The 20,581-nt window shown below is 28.9% G+C and carries 23 protein-coding genes; 16 read left to right on the top strand and 7 right to left on the bottom strand.

Annotation, left to right across the window (positions count from 1 at the left end; genetic code table 11):
• The first annotated feature begins 153 nt into the window (after positions 1–153).
• From ACWYN7_RS07365 to ACWYN7_RS07340, 6 genes are read left to right on the top strand one after another with little or no spacing between them, the layout of a single operon-like run.
• Positions 154–429 carry a riboflavin synthase subunit beta gene (locus ACWYN7_RS07365; protein WP_462859246.1) on the top strand — a complete coding sequence of 92 codons (276 nt, stop codon included), beginning with the start codon at positions 154–156 and terminating at the stop codon, positions 427–429.
• Positions 429–2,246 carry a DNA mismatch repair endonuclease MutL gene (mutL, locus tag ACWYN7_RS07360; RefSeq protein ID WP_462859245.1) on the top strand — a complete coding sequence of 606 codons (1,818 nt, stop codon included), beginning with the start codon at positions 429–431 and terminating at the stop codon, positions 2,244–2,246. The genes ACWYN7_RS07365 and mutL overlap by 1 nt, the downstream gene beginning before the upstream one ends.
• 2 nt (positions 2,247–2,248) lie before the next feature.
• Positions 2,249–2,980, top strand: a complete 732-nt coding sequence (locus tag ACWYN7_RS07355; RefSeq protein WP_462859244.1) for a rhomboid family intramembrane serine protease — start codon at positions 2,249–2,251, stop codon at positions 2,978–2,980.
• Positions 2,980–3,828, top strand: a complete 849-nt coding sequence (locus ACWYN7_RS07350) for a rhomboid family intramembrane serine protease (protein ID WP_462859243.1) — start codon at positions 2,980–2,982, stop codon at positions 3,826–3,828. Before ACWYN7_RS07355 ends, ACWYN7_RS07350 begins: the two co-directional genes overlap by 1 nt.
• Before the next feature lie 19 nt (positions 3,829–3,847).
• Positions 3,848–4,858, top strand: coding sequence for an endonuclease/exonuclease/phosphatase family protein (locus ACWYN7_RS07345; RefSeq protein ID WP_462859242.1), 1,011 nt, complete (start codon positions 3,848–3,850; stop codon positions 4,856–4,858).
• Between the two features lie 33 nt (positions 4,859–4,891).
• Positions 4,892–6,034 carry a geranylgeranyl reductase family protein gene (locus ACWYN7_RS07340; protein ID WP_462859241.1) on the top strand — a complete coding sequence of 381 codons (1,143 nt, stop codon included), beginning with the start codon at positions 4,892–4,894 and terminating at the stop codon, positions 6,032–6,034.
• 48 nt (positions 6,035–6,082) lie between these two features.
• Here ACWYN7_RS07340 and ACWYN7_RS07335 read toward each other — a convergent pair whose 3' ends face one another.
• From ACWYN7_RS07335 to ACWYN7_RS07325, 3 genes are read right to left on the bottom strand one after another with little or no spacing between them, the layout of a single operon-like run.
• Positions 6,083–6,610 carry a DUF4442 domain-containing protein gene (locus ACWYN7_RS07335; RefSeq protein ID WP_462859240.1) on the bottom strand — a complete coding sequence of 176 codons (528 nt, stop codon included), beginning with the start codon at positions 6,608–6,610 and terminating at the stop codon, positions 6,083–6,085.
• Between the two features lie 3 nt (positions 6,611–6,613).
• Positions 6,614–6,931, bottom strand: coding sequence for an antibiotic biosynthesis monooxygenase family protein (locus ACWYN7_RS07330; RefSeq protein ID WP_462859239.1), 318 nt, complete (start codon positions 6,929–6,931; stop codon positions 6,614–6,616).
• A complete protein-coding gene (locus ACWYN7_RS07325; RefSeq protein ID WP_462859238.1) occupies positions 6,928–7,425 on the bottom strand; it encodes a GNAT family N-acetyltransferase in 498 nt (165 codons plus the stop codon). The genes ACWYN7_RS07330 and ACWYN7_RS07325 overlap by 4 nt, the downstream gene beginning before the upstream one ends.
• Before the next feature lie 116 nt (positions 7,426–7,541).
• Here ACWYN7_RS07325 and mtaB point away from each other — a divergent pair, with 116 nt between their 5' ends.
• The 3 genes from mtaB to ACWYN7_RS07310 are packed head-to-tail and all read left to right on the top strand — an operon-like array spanning position 7,542 to position 10,538.
• On the top strand, positions 7,542–8,876 hold the full coding sequence (gene mtaB / locus ACWYN7_RS07320) for a tRNA (N(6)-L-threonylcarbamoyladenosine(37)-C(2))-methylthiotransferase MtaB (RefSeq protein WP_462859237.1): 1,335 nt from the start codon (positions 7,542–7,544) through the stop codon (positions 8,874–8,876).
• Positions 8,877–8,931: 55 nt separating this feature from the next.
• On the top strand, positions 8,932–9,600 hold the full coding sequence (locus ACWYN7_RS07315; protein WP_462859236.1) for an alpha/beta hydrolase: 669 nt from the start codon (positions 8,932–8,934) through the stop codon (positions 9,598–9,600).
• 35 nt (positions 9,601–9,635) lie between these two features.
• Positions 9,636–10,538 carry a lytic transglycosylase domain-containing protein gene (locus tag ACWYN7_RS07310; protein WP_462859235.1) on the top strand — a complete coding sequence of 301 codons (903 nt, stop codon included), beginning with the start codon at positions 9,636–9,638 and terminating at the stop codon, positions 10,536–10,538.
• Between the two features lie 140 nt (positions 10,539–10,678).
• On the opposite strand, the gene ACWYN7_RS07305 is transcribed toward ACWYN7_RS07310, so the two are convergent.
• The 4 genes from ACWYN7_RS07305 to ACWYN7_RS07290 form a co-directional block, all read right to left on the bottom strand.
• Complete coding sequence (locus ACWYN7_RS07305; RefSeq protein ID WP_105045262.1) at positions 10,679–10,870, bottom strand: cold-shock protein; 192 nt, start codon at positions 10,868–10,870, stop codon at positions 10,679–10,681.
• 114 nt (positions 10,871–10,984) lie between these two features.
• Positions 10,985–11,926, bottom strand: coding sequence for an NAD(P)H-dependent flavin oxidoreductase (locus ACWYN7_RS07300; RefSeq protein WP_462859234.1), 942 nt, complete (start codon positions 11,924–11,926; stop codon positions 10,985–10,987).
• 9 nt (positions 11,927–11,935) lie between these two features.
• The gene (gene mnmA, locus ACWYN7_RS07295; protein WP_462859232.1) at positions 11,936–13,123 is read right to left on the bottom strand and encodes a tRNA 2-thiouridine(34) synthase MnmA; all 1,188 of its coding nucleotides are present in this window, start codon (positions 13,121–13,123) and stop codon (positions 11,936–11,938) included.
• Positions 13,124–13,265: 142 nt separating this feature from the next.
• Positions 13,266–13,985: a toxin-antitoxin system YwqK family antitoxin gene (locus ACWYN7_RS07290; RefSeq protein WP_462859231.1), complete on the bottom strand. Its 720-nt coding sequence runs from the start codon at positions 13,983–13,985 to the stop codon at positions 13,266–13,268.
• Between the two features lie 41 nt (positions 13,986–14,026).
• Between ACWYN7_RS07290 and ACWYN7_RS07285 the strand changes: the two genes are divergently transcribed.
• From ACWYN7_RS07285 to ACWYN7_RS07255, 7 genes are all read left to right on the top strand, one after another.
• A complete protein-coding gene (locus ACWYN7_RS07285; protein ID WP_462859230.1) occupies positions 14,027–14,614 on the top strand; it encodes an adenylosuccinate lyase in 588 nt (195 codons plus the stop codon).
• A gap of 43 nt (positions 14,615–14,657) precedes the next feature.
• The gene (purB, locus tag ACWYN7_RS07280) at positions 14,658–16,001 is read left to right on the top strand and encodes an adenylosuccinate lyase (protein ID WP_462859229.1); all 1,344 of its coding nucleotides are present in this window, start codon (positions 14,658–14,660) and stop codon (positions 15,999–16,001) included.
• A 9-nt stretch (positions 16,002–16,010) separates the two neighbouring features.
• Positions 16,011–16,454, top strand: coding sequence for a hypothetical protein (locus tag ACWYN7_RS07275; RefSeq protein ID WP_462859228.1), 444 nt, complete (start codon positions 16,011–16,013; stop codon positions 16,452–16,454).
• Positions 16,455–17,225 carry a TerC family protein gene (locus tag ACWYN7_RS07270; protein ID WP_462859227.1) on the top strand — a complete coding sequence of 257 codons (771 nt, stop codon included), beginning with the start codon at positions 16,455–16,457 and terminating at the stop codon, positions 17,223–17,225.
• A gap of 85 nt (positions 17,226–17,310) precedes the next feature.
• Positions 17,311–17,541, top strand: coding sequence for a hypothetical protein (locus tag ACWYN7_RS07265; protein ID WP_462859226.1), 231 nt, complete (start codon positions 17,311–17,313; stop codon positions 17,539–17,541).
• Between the two features lie 77 nt (positions 17,542–17,618).
• Complete coding sequence (locus ACWYN7_RS07260) at positions 17,619–19,985, top strand: TonB-dependent receptor (protein ID WP_462859225.1); 2,367 nt, start codon at positions 17,619–17,621, stop codon at positions 19,983–19,985.
• 10 nt (positions 19,986–19,995) lie between these two features.
• A complete protein-coding gene (locus ACWYN7_RS07255; protein WP_462859224.1) occupies positions 19,996–20,568 on the top strand; it encodes a type 1 periplasmic binding fold superfamily protein in 573 nt (190 codons plus the stop codon).
• The last annotated feature ends 13 nt before the right edge of the window (positions 20,569–20,581 follow it).

The raw sequence follows: 20,581 nt of genomic DNA, 5'->3' as shown, positions 1-20,581 counted from the left end.
CTACAAGGTTTTAAAAACCTTGCAGGATTTTTAAGAATACTTTTAACATCATTTCTTGATGTATTCCTTTTAATTCTTTAATTTTGATATCCTTAAAATTGGTACAATATTTGAGTTTTCTAAACCATTATTCACCAATTATTATCTAAAATTATGGGATTTTTAAAAAGAACAAATAAAAAATTTGATTACCAACCTCGCTATTATAAAGGAGAAGGAAGTCCTTTTAAAATAGAACATAAACTAGATAAATACAGAACAACAACAGGAAAAAACAAAGGTTTAAAATCTAAATTTACAACAGCAATTAACGATTTTAAAGATTCAGAAAACAAGTTTAACAAAACCATTGTTTACATTGTTTTAATTTTAGTTTTAATTTTCTTGTACATTATCGATTTCGATTTATCCATATTCATTAATAATTAATGTCAGACATTATTCAACTTTTACCAGATCATGTAGCCAACCAAATTGCTGCAGGAGAAGTAGTGCAAAGACCCGCTTCTGTGGTAAAAGAACTGTTAGAAAATGCTATTGATGCAGGTGCAACTAGTATAAAATTATTACTAAAAGATGCTGGTAAAACTTTAATTCAGGTTATTGATGATGGTAAAGGGATGAGCGCCACAGATGCCAGAATGTGTTTTGAAAGGCATGCAACTTCTAAAATTCAGAAAGCAGAAGATTTATTTAATTTGTGCACAAAAGGTTTTAGAGGTGAAGCTTTAGCATCTATTGCAGCAATTGCACACGTAGAGTTAAAAACAAAACAAGAAAATGAGGAATTAGGTTCTTGCTTAAAAATAGAAGGCAGCAAAGTAATTTCTCAAGATTTTATTTCTACTTCTAAAGGTACTAGTTTGGCTGTAAAAAATTTATTTTACAATATTCCTGCGCGTAGAAATTTTTTAAAATCTGATACTGTTGAAACCAGACATATTATTGATGAATTTCAAAGAGTTGTGTTGGCACATCCAGATATTGCATTTTTATTGCATCATAATAACAATGAGGTTTATCATTTAAAAAGCAGCAATTTAAGACAACGAATTGTAGCTGTTTTTGGTACAAAAATGAATGAAAAATTAGTACCCATAAACGAGCAAACAGATATTTTAAATATTAACGGATTTGTAGCAAAACCAGAGTTTTCTAAAAGAAAAAGAGGCGAACAATTCTTTTTTGTAAATGACAGATTTATAAAAAGTTCATATTTAAATCATGCAGTTGTAAATGCTTTTGATGGTTTGCTAGAACAAGGTTCACATCCCTCCTATTTTTTATATTTAACAGTACCAGCAAACACTATTGATATTAACATTCATCCTACAAAAACAGAAATAAAGTTCGATAATGAAAAGGCTTTATATTCTATGCTAAGAGCCACTGTTAAACATAGTTTAGGGCAATATAATGTAGCTCCTGTTTTAGATTTTAATAGAGATGCAAATTTAGACACACCTTATCATTTAAATAAAAATAACACAAAAACAGCTACACCAAAAATTACGGTAGATCCAGATTTTAATCCTTTTAAAGAAGAAATAAAACAGAAAGAAATTAGTTTTCCTTACAAAAGAGAGCAAAATACACAAAGCTGGGAAAGTTTATATACTTCTGTTTCAAATCATCAGACAGAAAAGCAAGAGGAATTATTTGAACATCAACCAGAGACTAAGACACAAAAAACATTCCAAATTCAGCGTAAATATGTAATGAGTTTAATAAAATCTGGAGTGGTTTTAATTCACCAATCATTGGCTCATCAACGTATTTTGTACGAAGAGTTTTTAGAAAGTATCACTGTAAAAGAAGCCAACAGTCAGCAACTATTATTTCCTGTAAAAATTTCTTTTTCATCACAAGAAATAGAAATGATTTACACCATAAAAACCGAATTAGAAAATGCAGGTTTTTCTTTTGATGAATTTACCAAAGACAGTGTTACCATAAAAGGAATTCCAGTTTCTGTTACCGAAAGTAAAATTACCATTATCTTAGAAGAACTTTTAAATGATATTAATTTAGAAGTGCCAGATACAAGTTTTAGTCATTTTGATGTTATGGCCAAATCATTTGCCAAAACATTATCGATTAAAACAGGAACACAACTCTCTGAACAAGAACAAGAAAGTTTAGTAAACAATTTATTTTCTTGCAAAGAGCCAACAGTTTCTCCTTCTGGAAAAGCAACTTTTAAAACGCTTACATTAAACGAAATAGATAATCTATTTAACAGCTAAAAATGAATAGAATTACAGACGCCATAAAACATCTAATTATTATAAATGCAATTCTTTTTATTGCACCACAAATTTTGCAATTAGATTTTACTAATGTTTTGGCATTGCATTTTCCAAGAAATGAACATTTTGGATTTTGGCAATATGTTACGCACATTTTTATGCACGGAAGCTTTTCTCATATACTATTTAATATGTATGGTTTATGGGCTTTTGGAACACCTTTAGAACAAATGTGGGGAAAGAAAAAGTTTTTCTTTTTCTATTTTTCTGCAGGAATTGGAGCTGGTTTAATTTACACATTGGTTAATTATTATCAGTTTAATGGTATTTATGAAATTTTTATAAATGCTGGTTTATCTGATTCAGAAGTAATCTCTATCTTAGAAATTGGTAGCACAAATGATCCTAGATTAGCAGAAGTAATTAATCAAGATCAGTTTAATAAAATTTGGTCATTGTATAATACACCTGCAGTTGGTGCTTCTGGTGCTGTTTACGGAATTTTAGTAGCTTTTGGCTTGTATTTTAAAGATGCCAAATTAGCATTGATATTTTTTCCTGTTCCTATTGCTGCTAAATACTTTATTCCTGTAATGATTTTAGGTGATTTATTCTTTGGAATGACAAAATATTCTATTGGAAATGTTGCCCATTTTGCACACGTTGGTGGTGCTTTAATAGGTTTTTTAATCGCTTGGTTCTGGAAAAAAAATCAATTTAAAGTAAATTAATGAGTATTATAAACGACATAAAAAAAAGATATACAAAAGGTAATATTGTAGAAAAATTAATTTTTATAAATATTACTGCATTTGTTATTACTATTTTGGTAAGTGTTGTTCAAGGTTTATATGAAGGACAAATCAATTGGCTTATAGATTGGTTTTCTTTAGACAATAATGTAAATGCTTTATTAAAAAAACCTTGGAGCATAATTTCTTACGGATTTTTACACGCCGATTTTATTCATATACTTATGAATTTAATGGTTTTGTATTTTATAGGTAATTTATTTCTTGAATATTTTACTCAAAAACAATTGCTTAGTTTTTATCTTTTAGGCACTTTTTTTGGAGGTATTTTTTACATATTTAGTCAGAGTTATTTTCCTTTATTTGATGGTGAATCCTCGATATTAATTGGTGCTTCTGCAGGCATTTCTGCCATTTTTATTGGTATTGCTACTTATATACCAAATTATCAATTAAAATTACGTTTTATAGGTTTTGTAAAACTTTGGTATTTGGCAGGTATTTGGATTGCTTTAGATGTTATTGGTTTAATTGGCAATAATGCTGGAGGTAATTTTGCACATTTAGGAGGTTCTTTATTTGGCTTTTTATACGTTACAAAAGCAAGTAATACAGAAATTAAAATTTTTGATAAACTTGCAAATCTTTTTAAAAAGAAAAAGAAATCGCCATTAAAAACGGTACATAAATCCAAAGTAAAAAAGAGTACTACTAACAATTTAAATCAGCAGCAAATAGATGCCATTTTAGATAAAATTAGTAAATCTGGTTACGATACTTTAACCAAAGCAGAAAAAGATTTTTTGTTTAGACAAGGCAAAAAATAGCTAAATATATTTACCCAGCGTGAAAAAGTTATCCTTTATAAATAAGCTTATTTATATCATCAATTCTTTGATGGCTGCTTGTTTGTTATTCTCTTATTTGCTGCCTTTTGTATCTCCAAAATCATTTCCTGCTTTTGCAATTTTAAGCTTATTAGTACCCATTTTAATTGTAATTAATATGATTTTTGTGGTGTATTGGATCATCAACTTAAAGAAACAATTTCTACTATCAACTTTAGTTTTAGTTATAGGTTGGTTTAGCATACCTTCTATTTATAAATTTTCTGATAAAGAGATTTCTAACAAAGAAGAGTTAAAAGTGATGAGTTATAATGTTAGAATGTTTAATTATTGGAACTGGATTGATGATAAAAATGTACTAGCAAACATCAATAATTTTGTCAAAAAAGAATCGCCAGACATTCTGCTTTTTCAAGAATTTTTCAATCAAAAAGGAATAAATTTTAATTATAAATACAAATATTTAAAACCTAGCAAATTAAATTCTAATTTCGGATTGGCCATTTACTCTAAATTTCCAATAATCAATAAAGGTTCTTTTGATTTAAAAAACACATCTAACAATATCATTTTTGCTGATATTTTAAAAAAGAAAGACACAATTAGAGTGTACAACATTCATTTACAATCTTTAGGATTAAACACAGATAAAGAAAATTTTGGTCAAGAAAATTCAGAAAAATTAGTAGCAAGATTGCAAGAAGGGTTTAAAGAACAAGCTGATCAAACTTCTTTATTTTTAGAACACGAAAAAAAATGGAATGGAAAAGTAATTGTTGCTGGCGATTTTAACAACACTTCCTATTCTTGGGTGTATAATCAAATATCCGAAGATAAAAAAGATGCATTTATTGAGGCTGGCAAAGGGTTTGGAAAATCTTTTAATTATTGGTTTCCTATGCGAATCGATTTTATTTTAACCGATGAAAATGCAGAAATTAATCAATTTACATGTTTTACAGAAAAAAATTCAGACCACTTCCCTATTCAAGCTAAAATAAATTGGTAGGAATCTTTATATTCGCATAAAGCTTTTAGTGCTATGAAACATTTTACAGTTGCAATTATTGGTAGTGGTCCTTCTGGAGCATCAACCGCATTTTACCTAGGCAAACAAGGAATTAACACAGTTATAATAGAAAAAGAAACCTTGCCAAGGTATAAAACTTGTGGTGGTGGCTTTGTAAATAGAGGTAAAAAAAACATGCCTTTTGATATTTCTGAAGTTGTAGAACGCGAATTTTGCCAAGTTGATACGTATTTTAACAATCACGAAAAATGTTATTATTCTAATAAAAAAGAACCCATAATTACAATGATTATGCGTGATGCTTTCGACAATTTAATTGTGAATAAAGCAAAAGAATTTGGAGTTACTTTATTAGAAGATCACAAATTGTTAAGTATTGATTTTACTAATGATAAATCCATTTTAAAAACTTCGCAAGGAGATATTTCTGCCAATTTTATTATTGCTGCTGATGGTGTTTTAAGTCCGACTGCAAAAATGGCGGGTTATAAAAATGATACCAGAAATTTAATACCTGCTTTAGAATATGAAGTTGAAGTTTCTAAAGAAGATTTTGATCGTCTTTCTAAAACTGCACGTTTTGATATTGATGCAGTGCCTTATGGTTATGCTTGGTGTTTTCCTAAAAAAAATCATTTGTCATTAGGAGTTTTAACTACTAAAAAAGGAAAAATCAACTTAAAAGAGTATTACAAAAAGTATTTAGAAACTTTAGGAATTAAAGAAATTGTAAAAGAAGATGCTCATGGTTTTCAGATTCCTTTAGCACCAAGAACAGATGGTTTTGTAAAGAACAATGTCTTTTTAATTGGAGATGCTGCCGGTTTTGCAGAACCCATTACTGCAGAAGGAATTTCTAACGCTATTTTAAGCGGAAAATATGTTGCTGAAGCGATTATTGAAAGCAATTTAGATCTAAATCTTGCTGAAAAAATTTACCTAGAAAAACTAAATATTAAATTGTTGCCTGAATTAAAATCGGGCGCTTTTTTATCTAAATTCTTTTATCACAATAATCCTGTTAGAAAGTATTTACTGAATAAATATGGCCAATATTTTAACAATATTATGGTCGATATTTTACATGGAGATCGTCCTTTTCCTACTAATGTTTCAGAAAAACTTAAAAATAAAATTAAGGAGAAATTTTTTTAAAATTGATAAATCATTTTTGATATTTACCTTTTTAAGTTCTAATAAAAATTAGGTGCTTTTTAATTTTTTACGCTTCATTTTCTCTTTATAATACCTTTTATCAGCAACATAAATTGTTTTAGAAACTTCAGCAAAAACAACAGTTTTATCTTTATTTGTTAGTTGAATATTCTTAATTAAATCAATTTCTTTGTTCTCAGAAACATCTTTTTTTATTTGATCAATTTCATCCGAAGTAAAAATAAAATCAACATAACAAGTTTCTTTTGCTGGTCTTTTAAATTTAATACTTGCAGCTTTGTCCCAAACCACATAATTTTTATCTAAAATGTTTAATAATTGAATCATAAAAATTGGATCTGTTGCAGAAAATAAACTTCCGCCAAAAATAGAACCTACATAATTGCTGTTTTTATAACTCAGTTTAATTTGAATCTGAACATTTAACAAATCTTCAGAAACGTTAATAATTCTTCCTGTAGATCTTCTGTACATAGGCGATAAGTTAAAACCGTATTTATAAATACTGCTTTTACTCATAAATTTTTCTAATACTTTCTGAATTTGTGCGTACATATATTATTGCTTAAAACCATATTCACGTTCCACTTTACAGATTCTTAACTGGTATTGTTTGTACCATTTTTCTCTGCCTAAATTTCTGGCTTCTGTATGTTCTATATTATTTTTCCAATGGGTAATATCTGCCAAAGTTTGCCAATAAGAAACAGTAATTCCTATTGTATTTCTTGCAGATTCTATTCCTAGAAAGCCTTTTTGTTCTTTTGCTAAAGCTTCTATTCTTTCAGCAGTTTCTAGATAATCTTCTAAATTATCATTTAAAATTGTGGTAAAAATAACAGCATAGTAAGGAGGTTTTAAAGTATCAACAATCATAATTCTAAAACGTATTTAGTTTCTGGCAATTTAATATCATCACTTATAAAATGCTTTACAATCTTAAACTTTAACTTTTCTAAAATCTTTGCTGATGCGATATTCTCATCTACACAATAAGCCACTAACTTTTTAATTCCTATTTGTTTACAATAGGCTATTGTTGCTTTGCAAACCTCAAAACCATAACCTTTATTCCAATATTTCTCTAAAAAACGATATCCTATTTCATCATCAATATTGTCTTTTACCAAAGCTAAAGTACCTACAAATTTTTGGTCTGATTTTCTTTCGATAGCATAAATCCAAAAATCGTTTAAATGCTTATTGTATCTAGAGATTAAATCTTTTAATTCCTTTTTATTTTCAGAAAGAGTTTTCGCTTCTCCTGTTGCATATTTTAAAACTGTAGGATTGCTTTCTAATTGATGAAAAGGTTCTAAATCCTCTAAATTCAGTTTTCTAATAAGTAGCCTTTGTGTCTCAAAAATCATCAATAATGTTGTAAATTTGCAGAATTAAAAAATCATTTTAATAAGCTTTATTTTAATAAAAAAATAGGGGTTATTAAAAAAATATAAAACCTCGATTATCGAGTAAATGTACAGGAATGATGGCAGATAAAAAAGTAGCTTTTTATACTTTAGGTTGCAAACTAAATTTTTCGGAAACCTCAACCATTGCAAGAAATTTTGTAAATGAAGGTTTTGAACGCGTAGATTTTACAGAAACAGCCGATATTTATGTAATAAATACTTGCTCAGTAACAGATAATGCAGACAAACGTTTTAAATCGATTGTAAAAAATGCATTAAAGAAAAACGATGAGGCTTTTTTAATTGCTGTGGGCTGTTATGCTCAATTAAAACCAGAAGAATTGGCTGCTGTAGATGGCGTAGATTTGGTTTTAGGTGCTACAGAAAAGTTTAATGTTACCAGTTATATTAACGATTTAACTAAAAATGATGTTGGTGAAGTGCATTCTTGCGAAATTGTTGATGCCGATTTTTATGTAGGTTCTTATTCAATTGGCGATAGAACTCGTGCTTTTTTAAAAGTACAAGATGGTTGCGATTACAAATGTACGTATTGTACAATTCCTTTAGCTCGTGGAATTTCTAGAAGCGATACTTTACAGAATGTAATAAACAATGCCAAAGAAATATCATCAAAAGGCATTAAAGAAATTGTTTTAACAGGTGTTAATATTGGCGATTATGGAAAAGGTGAATTTGGAAACAAAAAACACGAACATACTTTTTTAGAATTGGTAAAAGAATTGGATAAGGTTGATGGCATTCATCGTTTACGAATTTCATCTATAGAACCAAATTTATTAAAAGATGAAACCATAGAATTTGTTGCAAATTCAGATTCTTTTGTACCTCATTTTCATATTCCTTTACAATCTGGTAGTGATGATTTGCTAAAGAAAATGAAACGTAGATATCTACGTAAAACTTACACAGATAGAGTTGATAAAATTAAAGAAGTAATGCCAAATGCTTGTATTGGGGTTGATGTAATTGTTGGTTTTCCTGGAGAAACAGATGAACTATTTTTAGAAACCTACAATTATTTAAACGAGTTAGATATTTCTTATTTACACGTTTTTACCTATTCTGAAAGACCAAATACAGAAGCAGTAGATTTTGATGGTGTTGTACCTAAAAAAACAAGAGCAAAACGTAGTAAAATGTTACGTGGTTTGTCTGCTAAAAAAAGACGTGCTTTTTATGAATCGCAATTAGGAAATACGTTAACTGTTTTATTCGAAAATGAAAACAAAGAAGGTTATATAAACGGATTTACAGAAAATTACGTAAAAGTTAAAACTCCTTGGAATCCTGAATTAATAAACACTTTGCACACCATTACTTTAACAAATATTGATGATGATGGTTTGGTACGTTTCGATTTTGTAGAAGCTAAAGTAGCCTTATAACTTGGAATTAAACTTGTGCTTGGTAAACTGAATTGTATATTTTTAATTAATTGTTATGTCTAAAACTCATATTTATTTTATGCCTGGTTTAGCTGCAGGACCTGAAATTTTTGAAAACTTAACCCTTTCTAATGAGTTATATGAATTGCATTATTTAACTTGGAATGAACCCTTAAGTTTAGAAGAAAGTTTAAGTAGTTATACCAAAAGATTATCAAAAGAAATTAAACACGAAAACCCTGTTTTGGTTGGTGTTTCTTTTGGTGGGATTATAGTACAAGAAATAACAAAATTTATCGATGTTAAAAAGGTAATTATTATCTCTAGTGTTAAATCTCAAACTGAATTCCCAACTACTTTTCAATTTGCTAGTAAAAGCAAAATTTACAAATTATTCCCAACTCAGATTGTAACTAATTTTGAGACGTATTCTAAATATTTTATTGGCAAAACCTTAGAAAAGAAAGCCAAAATGTACAAGAAATACCTTTCTGTAAGAGGTGAAAATTATTTAAAATGGTCTATTGAAAATGTGCTTAATTGGAAACAGCAAATAGTTCTAGAAAACATTACACATATTCACGGAAGCAAAGATGAAATTTTTCCAATAAAAAATATAAATAATGCTATAGAAATTGAAAACGGAAATCATTCTATGATCATTTTAAAAGCTAAACAAATATCAAAAATAATTGAAGATACTTTAACTTTTTTAAACAAGTAGTATTAAGTATTTTTATGCTTTAAATTAAATTGATCATGAAAAAACCATTCAGAATTATATCTATATTAAGTATCATTTTTATTACAACTATCTTTATAAATGCCATAAATAAAGAAGAAATAGATCCTATTGCAAGCACTCATAAGTACTATAAAATTAAATCTTTAAAACTACCAGAAAACTTAAATTTGGCAGGCGAAAGAGTTCCTTTAGAAATACCTGATGTTAGAGAAAGAATGGAAAGAGAATTGTTAGTAAATACGTATTGGCAATCTAATGGTTTGTTACTAATTAAAAGAGCCAATAAATATTTTCCTGTATTAGAACCACTTTTAAGAAAATATGGTTTACCAGACGATTTTAAATTTTTAGCTTTAGCAGAAAGTGGGTTTATAGACGAAACCTCTAGTGTTGGTGCAGCTGGTATGTGGCATTTTATGAAACAAACTGGTAAAGAATTTGGTTTAGAAATTAATAAAAATGTTGATGAAAGGTATCACATAGAAAAATCTACCAAAGTTGCAGCAGAATATTTGATAAAATCTAAAGAGCGTTTTAATTCTTGGACATTGGCAGCAGCAGCTTATAATGCTGGGAATTATGGAATTTCTAGAAGATTAGAGGCACAAGAAGTAGACAATTATTACGATGCAAAACTTGCTGATGAAACTGAGCGTTATATTTTTAGAATTTTAGCCTTAAAAGAAATTATAAATAATCCTCAGAAATATGGTTTTGTTTTTGAAAAAGAAGATTTATATACAATTGAAAAAACGACAACTGTAAAAGTAGATACTGCAATTACAAATATTACTGCTTTTGCAAAAAAGTTTGGAATGAATTATAAGGAATTTAAAATTTTAAATCCTTGGTTAAGAGAACATCACTTAAATAATAAAAGCAGAAAATTGTACGAAATTAAAATACCTGCTAAGTAATTGAATCACATTAACGATTAATATTTAATTAAAGTTATCAAAAAATAACAAAGCTTATTTTTTACCTAATACATAAAACTAAAAAAGCCTATCAAAATTTTGATAGGCTTTTAGATAAAAATTTAACTAGTAATATATAATTATAAAACTCTTACGTTTACTGCGTTTAATCCTTTTCTTCCATCTTGTAAGTCGAATTCAACTTCATCGTTTTCACGAATTTCGTCAACTAATCCTGACACATGTACAAAATGTTCTTTGTTTGTTCCTTCTTCAGTGATAAATCCAAATCCTTTAGAATCATTGAAAAATTTTACGGTACCTTTATTCATTATAAAAAATTATTGTGTTGTTAAATTAATTCCTAACAACGTTTATTAAGTTGCAAATATAGTGCCAATAAAATTAGAAACACGTAAATATTTAATTTTCTTTTAATTAAATGCTTAAAGCTGATTAACAGTGGCTTTAACAGCAGTAAACTCGTTAATAATCTCTTCTAAAACTTGTTTAGCAGGTTTTATATCATGAATTAAGCCCGCAATTTGTCCTATTTCTAGTTCACCATTTTCTAAATCTCCTTCAAAAATTCCTTTTTTTGCTCTTGCTCTACCTAATAATTCTTTTAAATCTTCTTTTGATGGATTTTGTTGATACAATTCTTGTACTTCTTGGTAAAATTTATTTTTGATCAAACGTACAGGAGCCAATTCTTTTAGTGTTAAATGTGTATCACCATCTTTTACATCAACAATAATATTTTTAAAATTGATGTGAGCCGAAGATTCTTCTGTGGCAGCAAATCTACTACCAATTTGTACACCATCTGCACCTAAAACCATAGCTGCCAGCATTCCTTTTCCTGTTGCAATTCCGCCTGCAGCAATAACAGGAACATTTAAAGCTTCTTTAACCATAGGTATTAAAGTAAAAGTTGTGGTTTCTTCTCGTCCATTATGTCCACCAGCCTCAAAACCTTCGCAAACAACTGCATCTACTCCTGCTGATTCAGCTTTTAAAGCAAATTTTACAGAACTCACAACGTGCACAACTGTAATCCCTTTTTCTTTTAAAAAGGAAGTCCAAGTTTTTGGGTTTCCTGCTGATGTAAAAACAATTTTGACTTCTTCTTCAACAATAATATTCATGATTTCCTCAATTTGAGGATATAACATGGGCACATTTACGCCAAAAGGTTTGTCTGTTGCTTTTTTACATTTCTGAATATGTTCTCTTAACACATCAGGATACATAGAACCTGCACCAATCAAGCCTAAACCACCTGCATTAGAAACTGCAGAAGCTAGCCTCCATCCAGAAACCCAAACCATTCCTCCTTGTATGATTGGGTATTTAATATTAAAAAGTTGCGTGATTTTATTTGTCATAAAACGAGGTTACGAAATAACTCCAGATCCTAATAATTCTTCATTTTTATACCAAGCTACAAATTGCCCTTCTTGTATGGCAGACTGTTTGTTATCAAACTCTACATACAAACCAGCATCAACTTTGTGTAAAGTAGCATTTTCTAATTGCTGTCTGTATCTAATTCTTGCCTCAACTTGCATTGTTTCTCCAGATTTTAAGATTAAATCTTCACGAATCCAATGCATTTCATCATTAGAAACAAACAAAACATTTCGATATAAACCTGGATGATTTTTACCTTCTCCTGTATAAATTACATTTTTATTTACATCAGTTTCTATAACATACAAAGCTTCTTTTGTACCACCAACATTTAATCCTTTTCGTTGTCCTTTTGTAAAATAATGTGCTCCTTGATGTTTACCCACAACTTTTCCATCTTCTTTATGGTAAGAAAATTTAGTTGCATAATAAGCGAGTTCTGCTTCTTTGTTTTCAAACTTTGGAGCTGATTTTGTGTATTGTTCAAAATCAACAGGAATTGAAACAATATCTCCTTCTTTGGGTTGTAATTTTTGTTGTAAAAATTCTGGCAAACGTACTTTACCAATAAAACACAAACCTTGAGAATCTTTCTTTTCTGCTGTAATTAAATCTGCTTCTTTGGCAATTTCTCTAACTTCTGGTTTGGTTAATTCGCCAATTGGGAATAAGGCTTTTGCCAATTGTTCTTGCGATAATTGACATAAAAAGTAAGATTGATCTTTATTATTGTCTTTACCTGCTAGTAATTTATACACAGGTTTACCATCAATTTGTTCCTCTCCTTTTCTACAATAATGACCAGTAGCTACATAATCTGCACCAAGTTTTAGAGCAATGTCCATAAAAACATCGAACTTAATTTCTCGATTACAAAGTACATCAGGATTTGGGGTTCTACCTTTAGAATATTCATCGAACATATAATCTACAATACGCTCTTTGTATTGTGCACTTAAATCTACTACTTGAAAAGGAATACCTAATTTTTCTGCAACAATCATGGCATCATTAGAATCTTCTAACCAAGGGCATTCATTAGAAATGGTAACAGAATCATCGTGCCAATTTTTCATAAAAAGCCCAATAACTTCATACCCTTGTTCTTTTAATAAATGTGCTGTTACACTAGAATCTACTCCACCAGAAAGACCAACAACTACTCGTTTCATTTTTTAATTTTGAGGTTGCAAAGTTACGACTTTGTAAGTGAACTATAAATTGAAAGAATTGATGGATTTATTGTAAAAATTGATGCATTAAATTTGTAGTACTTGTGAATGATTTATCAACATCCAAATAAAAAATGGACTATTAGTTTTTATTAATTTTCTTTTTTGTAAATGTTTTCTTTTTCTTAAACCCTTCATCAGAAGCCATTTCACCATCTAAATAATACTCCCATTTACCAACTCTTTTTCCATCTTTGTAAACTCCTTTTTCTTTTAACAAACCAGTTAATTCAAAGTATTTGGCAACTCCATTAGGCTTTCCATTTTTATACATCAATTCTTCGATTAAGATTCCCTTGCTTGTATATTTTTGCGATAATCCATTTTTTAAACCGAATTTATAAATAGAAATTTCTGCAGGTTTTCCATTCGGATAATAATTAATTAATTCACCATCTAATTTACCATCAACATAAAACTCTTTAGACAATAATTTACCATCAGTAAAAAAATACTTCCACTCGCCTACTCTTTTTTTTCCGATAAAAACACCTTTACTTTTTAAAACTCCGCTAACAGTATAAAAGGAAACATCTATAGAATCGCTTGTGGCAGAGAATTTTTTAATAATAGTTGGGTTTTTAGAATCTGTGATATCATAAAATTTAAAAACACCAACTTCTTTTCCGTTTACAAACTGACCTGTATAACGAATTCTTTTATTTGGGTAGTATTTTTTCCAGAGTCCAGTTCTCTGTTTATTGGCATTAAATTGATTTATTTTTTGGGCATTACATTCTTTACTTGTAAAAAAGCAAGCAAAAAACACGAATACAAAGCTTAGTCTTTTTATATTTAGCATTACAGAAATTTTAGAGTAAATATACATTAATCAAACCAAAAATGAGCATTAATTTTTTAACAGCACAGCTTAATAATATGGCCAATCCTAAAAGGGAAAACCGAGAAACAGTAGCAGATATTGTGTTAGAAAATCAAAATTTATTTAAAGACTTAGTAACGCTAACATTTAAGGTAGATGATAAAATTTCTATAAAAGCAGCATGGATTTTAGAATGGATTTGTACCCATCATCAATTAGATTGGATTTTACCGCATTTAGATCAATTTACAAAAAATATTGGTCTTGTTTATTTTGATAGCGCTACAAGACCATGTGCCAAAATATGCGAACATTTGGCCAATACTTATTATGCAAAAACACCTAATGAAGTGCAAGTTACGCTTACAGAAAAACACATCAATACTATTATAGAAACTGGTTTCGATTGGCTTATTACACCACAAAAAATAGCAGTTAGAGCCTATACTATGAATACTTTATATCTTTTTGGATTAGACAAAGATTGGGTGCATCCTGAATTAAAACATTTAATAGAAACTAAAATTATTCACGAAAGTAAAGGCACAAAAGCGAGAGGAAAACATATTCTAACATTGATAGAAAAACATCAAAATTCTGGTTCTTAAATCTGTTAAAATACCTATTTTTGCAATTCACAATCAAATTAAAATGAACTTAACACAATTAAATGCCATCTCTCCTATTGATGGTCGTTACAGAGGTAAAATTTCTAAACTTGCAAACTATTTTTCTGAAGAAGCTCTAATAAAATACAGAGTTCGTGTAGAAATTGAATATTTTATTGCTTTGTGCGAAGTTCCTTTGCCACAATTGGCTGATTTTAATACAGATTTATTCGAAGATTTACGTAAAATTTATACTGATTTTACAACCGAAGATGCTCAAAAAATAAAAGATATCGAAAAAATTACCAATCATGATGTAAAAGCGGTTGAGTATTTTATAAAAGAAAAATTCGATGCTTTAGGTTTACAAAAAGATAAAGAATTTATACATTTTGGATTAACATCTCAAGACATCAACAACACTGCAATTCCTTTATCTATTAAGGAAGCTATGAATGATGTTTTTGTACCTCATTATTTTGAAGTTGTAGAAAAATTGCAAGAATTGGTAATTGAATGGAAAGATATTTCTATGTTAGCAAGAACGCATGGTCAACCAGCATCGCCAACAAGATTAGGAAAAGAAATTGACGTTTTTGTTGTTCGCTTAAAAGAACAATTTAATTTATTGAATGATATACCAAGTGCTGCCAAATTTGGTGGTGCAACTGGTAATTTTAATGCCCATAAAGTAGCTTATCCAAATATCGATTGGAAAGCTTTTGGAACGGAGTTTGTGCAAGAAAAATTAGGTTTACAACACTCATTTCCTACAACTCAAATTGAGCATTATGATCATATGGCTGCTTTGTTTGATACTTTAAAACGTATCAATACAATTATCATAGATTTAGACAGAGATTTCTGGACGTATGTTTCTATGGATTATTTTAAGCAAAAAATTAAAGCAGGTGAAGTGGGTTCTTCTGCAATGCCACACAAAGTAAACCCTATCGATTTTGAAAATTCTGAAGGAAACTTAGGAATTGCAAATGCCATTTTTGAACACTTATCTGCAAAATTACCTATTTCTCGTTTACAAAGAGATTTAACTGATAGCACTGTTTTAAGAAACGTTGGTGTGCCTTTTGGACATACAATTATTGCGTTTACATCTACCTTAAAAGGATTGAACAAATTATTGTTAAATAAAGAAAAATTTGAACAAGATTTAGAAAATAATTGGGCTGTTGTAGCAGAAGCAATTCAAACTATTTTAAGAAGAGAAGCGTACCCAAATCCTTATGAAGCCTTAAAAGGATTAACGAGAACTAATGCAAAAATCAATCAAAATTCTATTGCTGATTTTATAGACACTTTAGAGGTTTCTGATGACATTAAAGCAGAATTAAAAGCAATTACACCAGCTAATTATACTGGTATATAAATTTATAGGATGCAAGAAAAAAGAACTAAAAATATAAGGAATAGTAATTATAACAGAAATCAATTCTTTGGCAGAAAAGCTTCTATTGCTTTGCTATTTATGGTGTTTACTTCTGTTTTCTTTTTGTCTTGTAAACCTGCAACAAAAGATACCTCTAATCGATTTAAAGAAGGTGTTTTCGAAATTCCTGCGGGTAAAGATTTTGTAAAAGAAACCATTATCAGAAAAGATAGTATTCAGATTAGTAAATATGGAGATCAAATAGATACGTTATCTATTGAATGGAAAAACAATTTCTTTTACACTCTAAAATACATCAATCCAAAAAATAGCTTGCAAAAAGATCCAATGTTTATCCAAATAAACAAGTTTAGAGAAAACTCTTACGATTTTACAGTTAAAATTGGTTTCTCGAAATTTAAAAAAACGGGTACTGTAATTAAAGTAAAATAAATGGAAATATTTTTACAAGTAGAAACTTGGGTTTCTTTGCTAACACTTACCTTTCTAGAAATTATTTTAGGAATAGATAATATTATCTTTATTTCTATTTCTGCCAATAAACTACCAGAAAATCAGGTTAAAAAAGCCACTTTATTAGGTTTGGCTTTGGCAATGATTACCAGAATTGCATTACTGTTTAGTGTATCTTATTTAATAGCTTTAAAAGATCCTTTTTTCTCAATAGATTTAGGTTGGTTTAAAACGGGTTTAACAGGTCAAAGTATCATTTTATTTTTAGGAGGTATTTTTTTATTGTACAAAAGCACCAAAGAAATAAGAGAAAAAGTAGAACATACTAACGAAGAACAAATACTAAAATCACCAAAAGTAGTTTCTTTTAAAAGTGTAATTTTTCAAATTATTTTAATTGATATCGTTTTTTCTTTTGATAGTATTTTAACAGCTGTTGGTATGACCAATGGTATTAATGGCGCATTAATTATCATGATAATTGCTGTAATTGTCTCTATTATAATTATGATGATTTTCTCTCAACCCATCAATAAATTTGTCAATAGAAATCCAACAATACAAATGTTAGCTCTCTCGTTTTTAATTTTAATTGGGTTTATGTTAATTACAGAAGGTGCACATTTATCACATACCAAATTTTTTAACAAAACTGTAGGTGCTATTCCTAAAGGATATTTGTACTTTGCGATTGCTTTTTCATTAGGTGTAGAATTATTGAATTTAAAAGCACGTAAAAAGAAGAATTAGGATCAAACAGACACAAAAACATATTAGTCTTTTATTAATAGTAATATTTTTCTTACCAATTACTATTAACGCAGCTCATGATTTAATGAATCATAAGCATGCTGTCTGTACTTCTAAAATAGTAAAGCACGTACATCAAAAAGATATTAATTGTAATCTGCATTTAATCAAACAAAGTCATGTTTATTTAAACACAAATTACGAGGAAATACCTACCAATACTGAAAATTCTGATGATTATAGTATTCAGTATTATTTTTTAAAAAATCATTCTCAATTATCATTTTTATTAAGGGGACCACCCATAAGTATTTAAATTCAAGACTATTAATTTAAATTACTTTAAAATTAACAATGATAAAATTATTCTGTTATTGTGTAATTGTACTGTGCATGTGCACAAATACAATAGCACAAGAATGCCAATATACGTTTAAAGGAAAGGTAACTGACTTTCATAACAATACATCAATTTTTGGTGCATCTGTTCACATAAAAAATTTAAACAAATATACTTCTACCAATGAAAAAGGAGAATTTGAGTTTAAGGGCTTATGTTCGGGTACATTAATTATTGAAGTACAACACATTGCTTGTGAAACCCAAAATTTAACAATTACAATACAAGGAGATTTGTATAAAGAAATCTTGTTAGAACATCATTTAGAAGAACTAAATGAAGTTGTTGTAACCACAAATTTTAAAACAGAAGTTACCAGTATAGAACAATCTATTAAGAAAAATGATTTAGAAGGTTTTTCTGATAAATCTTTAGGCGATGCTTTAAAAAACGTAAGTGGTGTATCTTCTTTAAACACTGGTAATACTATTGTAAAACCTATGATTCATGGTTTACACAGTAGTAGACTTTTACTTATTAACAATAATGTAAGAATGTTCGACCAAGAATGGGGAGATGAACACGCACCCAATGTAGATATTAATGCTAGTGATAGAATTAATGTTATAAAAGGTGCAAATACGTTAAAATATGGTAGTGATGCTATTGGAGGTTTAATTTTAATTAAACCTAAAAAATATGCTATTAAAGATAGCCTTTTTGGCAGCTCTTTGGTATCATTTAATTCTAATGGTTTGGGTGGCAATATAACTTCAGAACTTATAAAAACTTACAATTCTGGTTTTTATGGTAAAATTCAGATGAATTATAAGCAATTTGGAGATTTTAAAGCACCTGATTATTACCTAACTAATAGCGGAACAAAAAGCATAAATGCATCCTTTAGATTGGGTTACAATAGTTTCGAAAAAGGTTTTGATGCGTATTATAGTGTTGTAGATAATGAGTTTGCTATTTTACAATCATCTCACATTGGTAATGTAAATGATTTGGTAAACGCTATAAACAGTCAAGAACCAAGAATTATTGAAGATTTTTCTTATGATATAACTTTTCCAAAGCAATCTATTTTACATCATTTAGGAAAAATAGAAGCATACAAACGCTTTAAAGGTTTTGGAAAATTAACAGTTCAATACGATTTTCAAATTAATAGACGAAAAGAATTTGATTTACGAAGAGGAGATTTAAGTAATACTCCTGTTATCGATTTACGATTATTTACTAACAGTTTACAGTCTGATTTAAACATAGATTATTCAGATAATTTAAAGTTAAATACGGGTATTTTAGCACGTTATCAACAAAATGATGCCATATCTGGTACAGGTACAAGTCCTTTAATTCCTGATTATGATAAATATGATTTTGGTACTTATATAATAGGAAATTATGACTTGAATGAATCTACTGAATTCAGTGCAGGAGTTCGTTATGATTTTTCTAGAATAGATGCCAACAAAGATTATAATGTTACAGATTGGCAAGAGACTTATAATTATGATGAAATTTTCCCTGAATTTGAAAATGGAGAAATTGATGGAACAGATATTCCAACAAATCCGAATTTTTCTTACCACAATATTTCAACAAGCTTAGGTTTCTCGAAACAATTTGATAATAATCTGTCGTTATTAGTAAATTATGGTTTGGCATCAAGAGTACCAAATCCATCAGAATTATTTAGTGATGGTTTGCATCATAGTGCTGCTAGAATAGAAATTGGGTTACTTACCATAGAAAAAGAAACAGCCAATAAATTTGCCATTTCTTTAGAGAAGAAATCAGACAATTTTGGTTTTTCTGTTAGCCCTTATTTTAAGGATATTCGTAATTACATTCAATTAATCCCTGTGGGAATTACAACAACAATAAGAGGCGCATTTCCTGTTTGGCAATACAACCAGATTAATGCACAGATTTTTGGGGTTGATATAGATGTAAACAAGAAAATTAACAGCAAGTTCGATTATAAAGGAAGTTTAAGCTTATTAAAAGGAACAAATATTTCTGAAGATATTCCTTTAATTCATATGCCAGCTGCTAATTTTAGCAACCGTATTTCGTACACAAATAATCAGTTAAACAACCTAAAAATAAGTTTAACACACAAAACAGTTTTACAACAAAAACGATACCCAGATTACAATTTTTACACATTTAATGCTATTGCGCAAGAAGATGTATTTGTAGACATTAGTTCTACACCACCTGCTTATTCATTATTTGGTTTAAATTCTTCTGCTGAATTTAAAGCTTTTAAAAAAGGAAGTATTCAACTAGATTTTAATATCGAAAATTTATTTAATGTGTCTTACAGAGAACACTTAAATAGATTAAGATATTTTGCTGATGAATTAGGCAGAAATTTTAATTTAAAAATAAAAATAAAATATTAAACACTCTATTATGAAAAATTCAAATACAACAATAAAAACAATTAAACTTTTAGCCATTTTATTTATTTCGGCATTAACTTTTACTGCATGTTCTGATGATGATCATGATGATGATGATCACGATCATGAAGAAGAATTAATTACTACAGTTAATTACACATTAACTGATGGTACAGATACATTTACTTTAACTTTTCAAGATTTAGATGGCGAAGGTGGAGAAGATGGAAGTTATTCTGATGCTGTTATTTTATCTGCAAATACAACTTATACAGGTGTTTTACAGTTACTAAATGAAACTGTAAATCCTGCAGATGACATTACTGTAGAAGTTAAAGATGAAGGTGATGAGCACGAATTCTTTTATTCATCTAACATTTCAGGAGTTTCTGTTACAAAAACAGATACAGATGGTGATGGAAACCCAATTGGAATTGAAACTACACTCACAACAGGAGATGCTGGAGTTGGTACGTTAACAATTGTGTTAAAACATGAACCAACAAAACCAAATGATGATACTGCTGACAATGCAGGAGGTAGTACAGATGTTGAAGTAACTTTTGCAATTTCTGTTCAATAATACAAGAACTTAC

It is taken from the genome of Polaribacter sp. M10 (assembly GCF_054968445.1).
The sequence above is the reverse complement of the archived record's forward strand: the minus strand, read 5'-3'. Positions and strand labels throughout refer to the sequence as shown.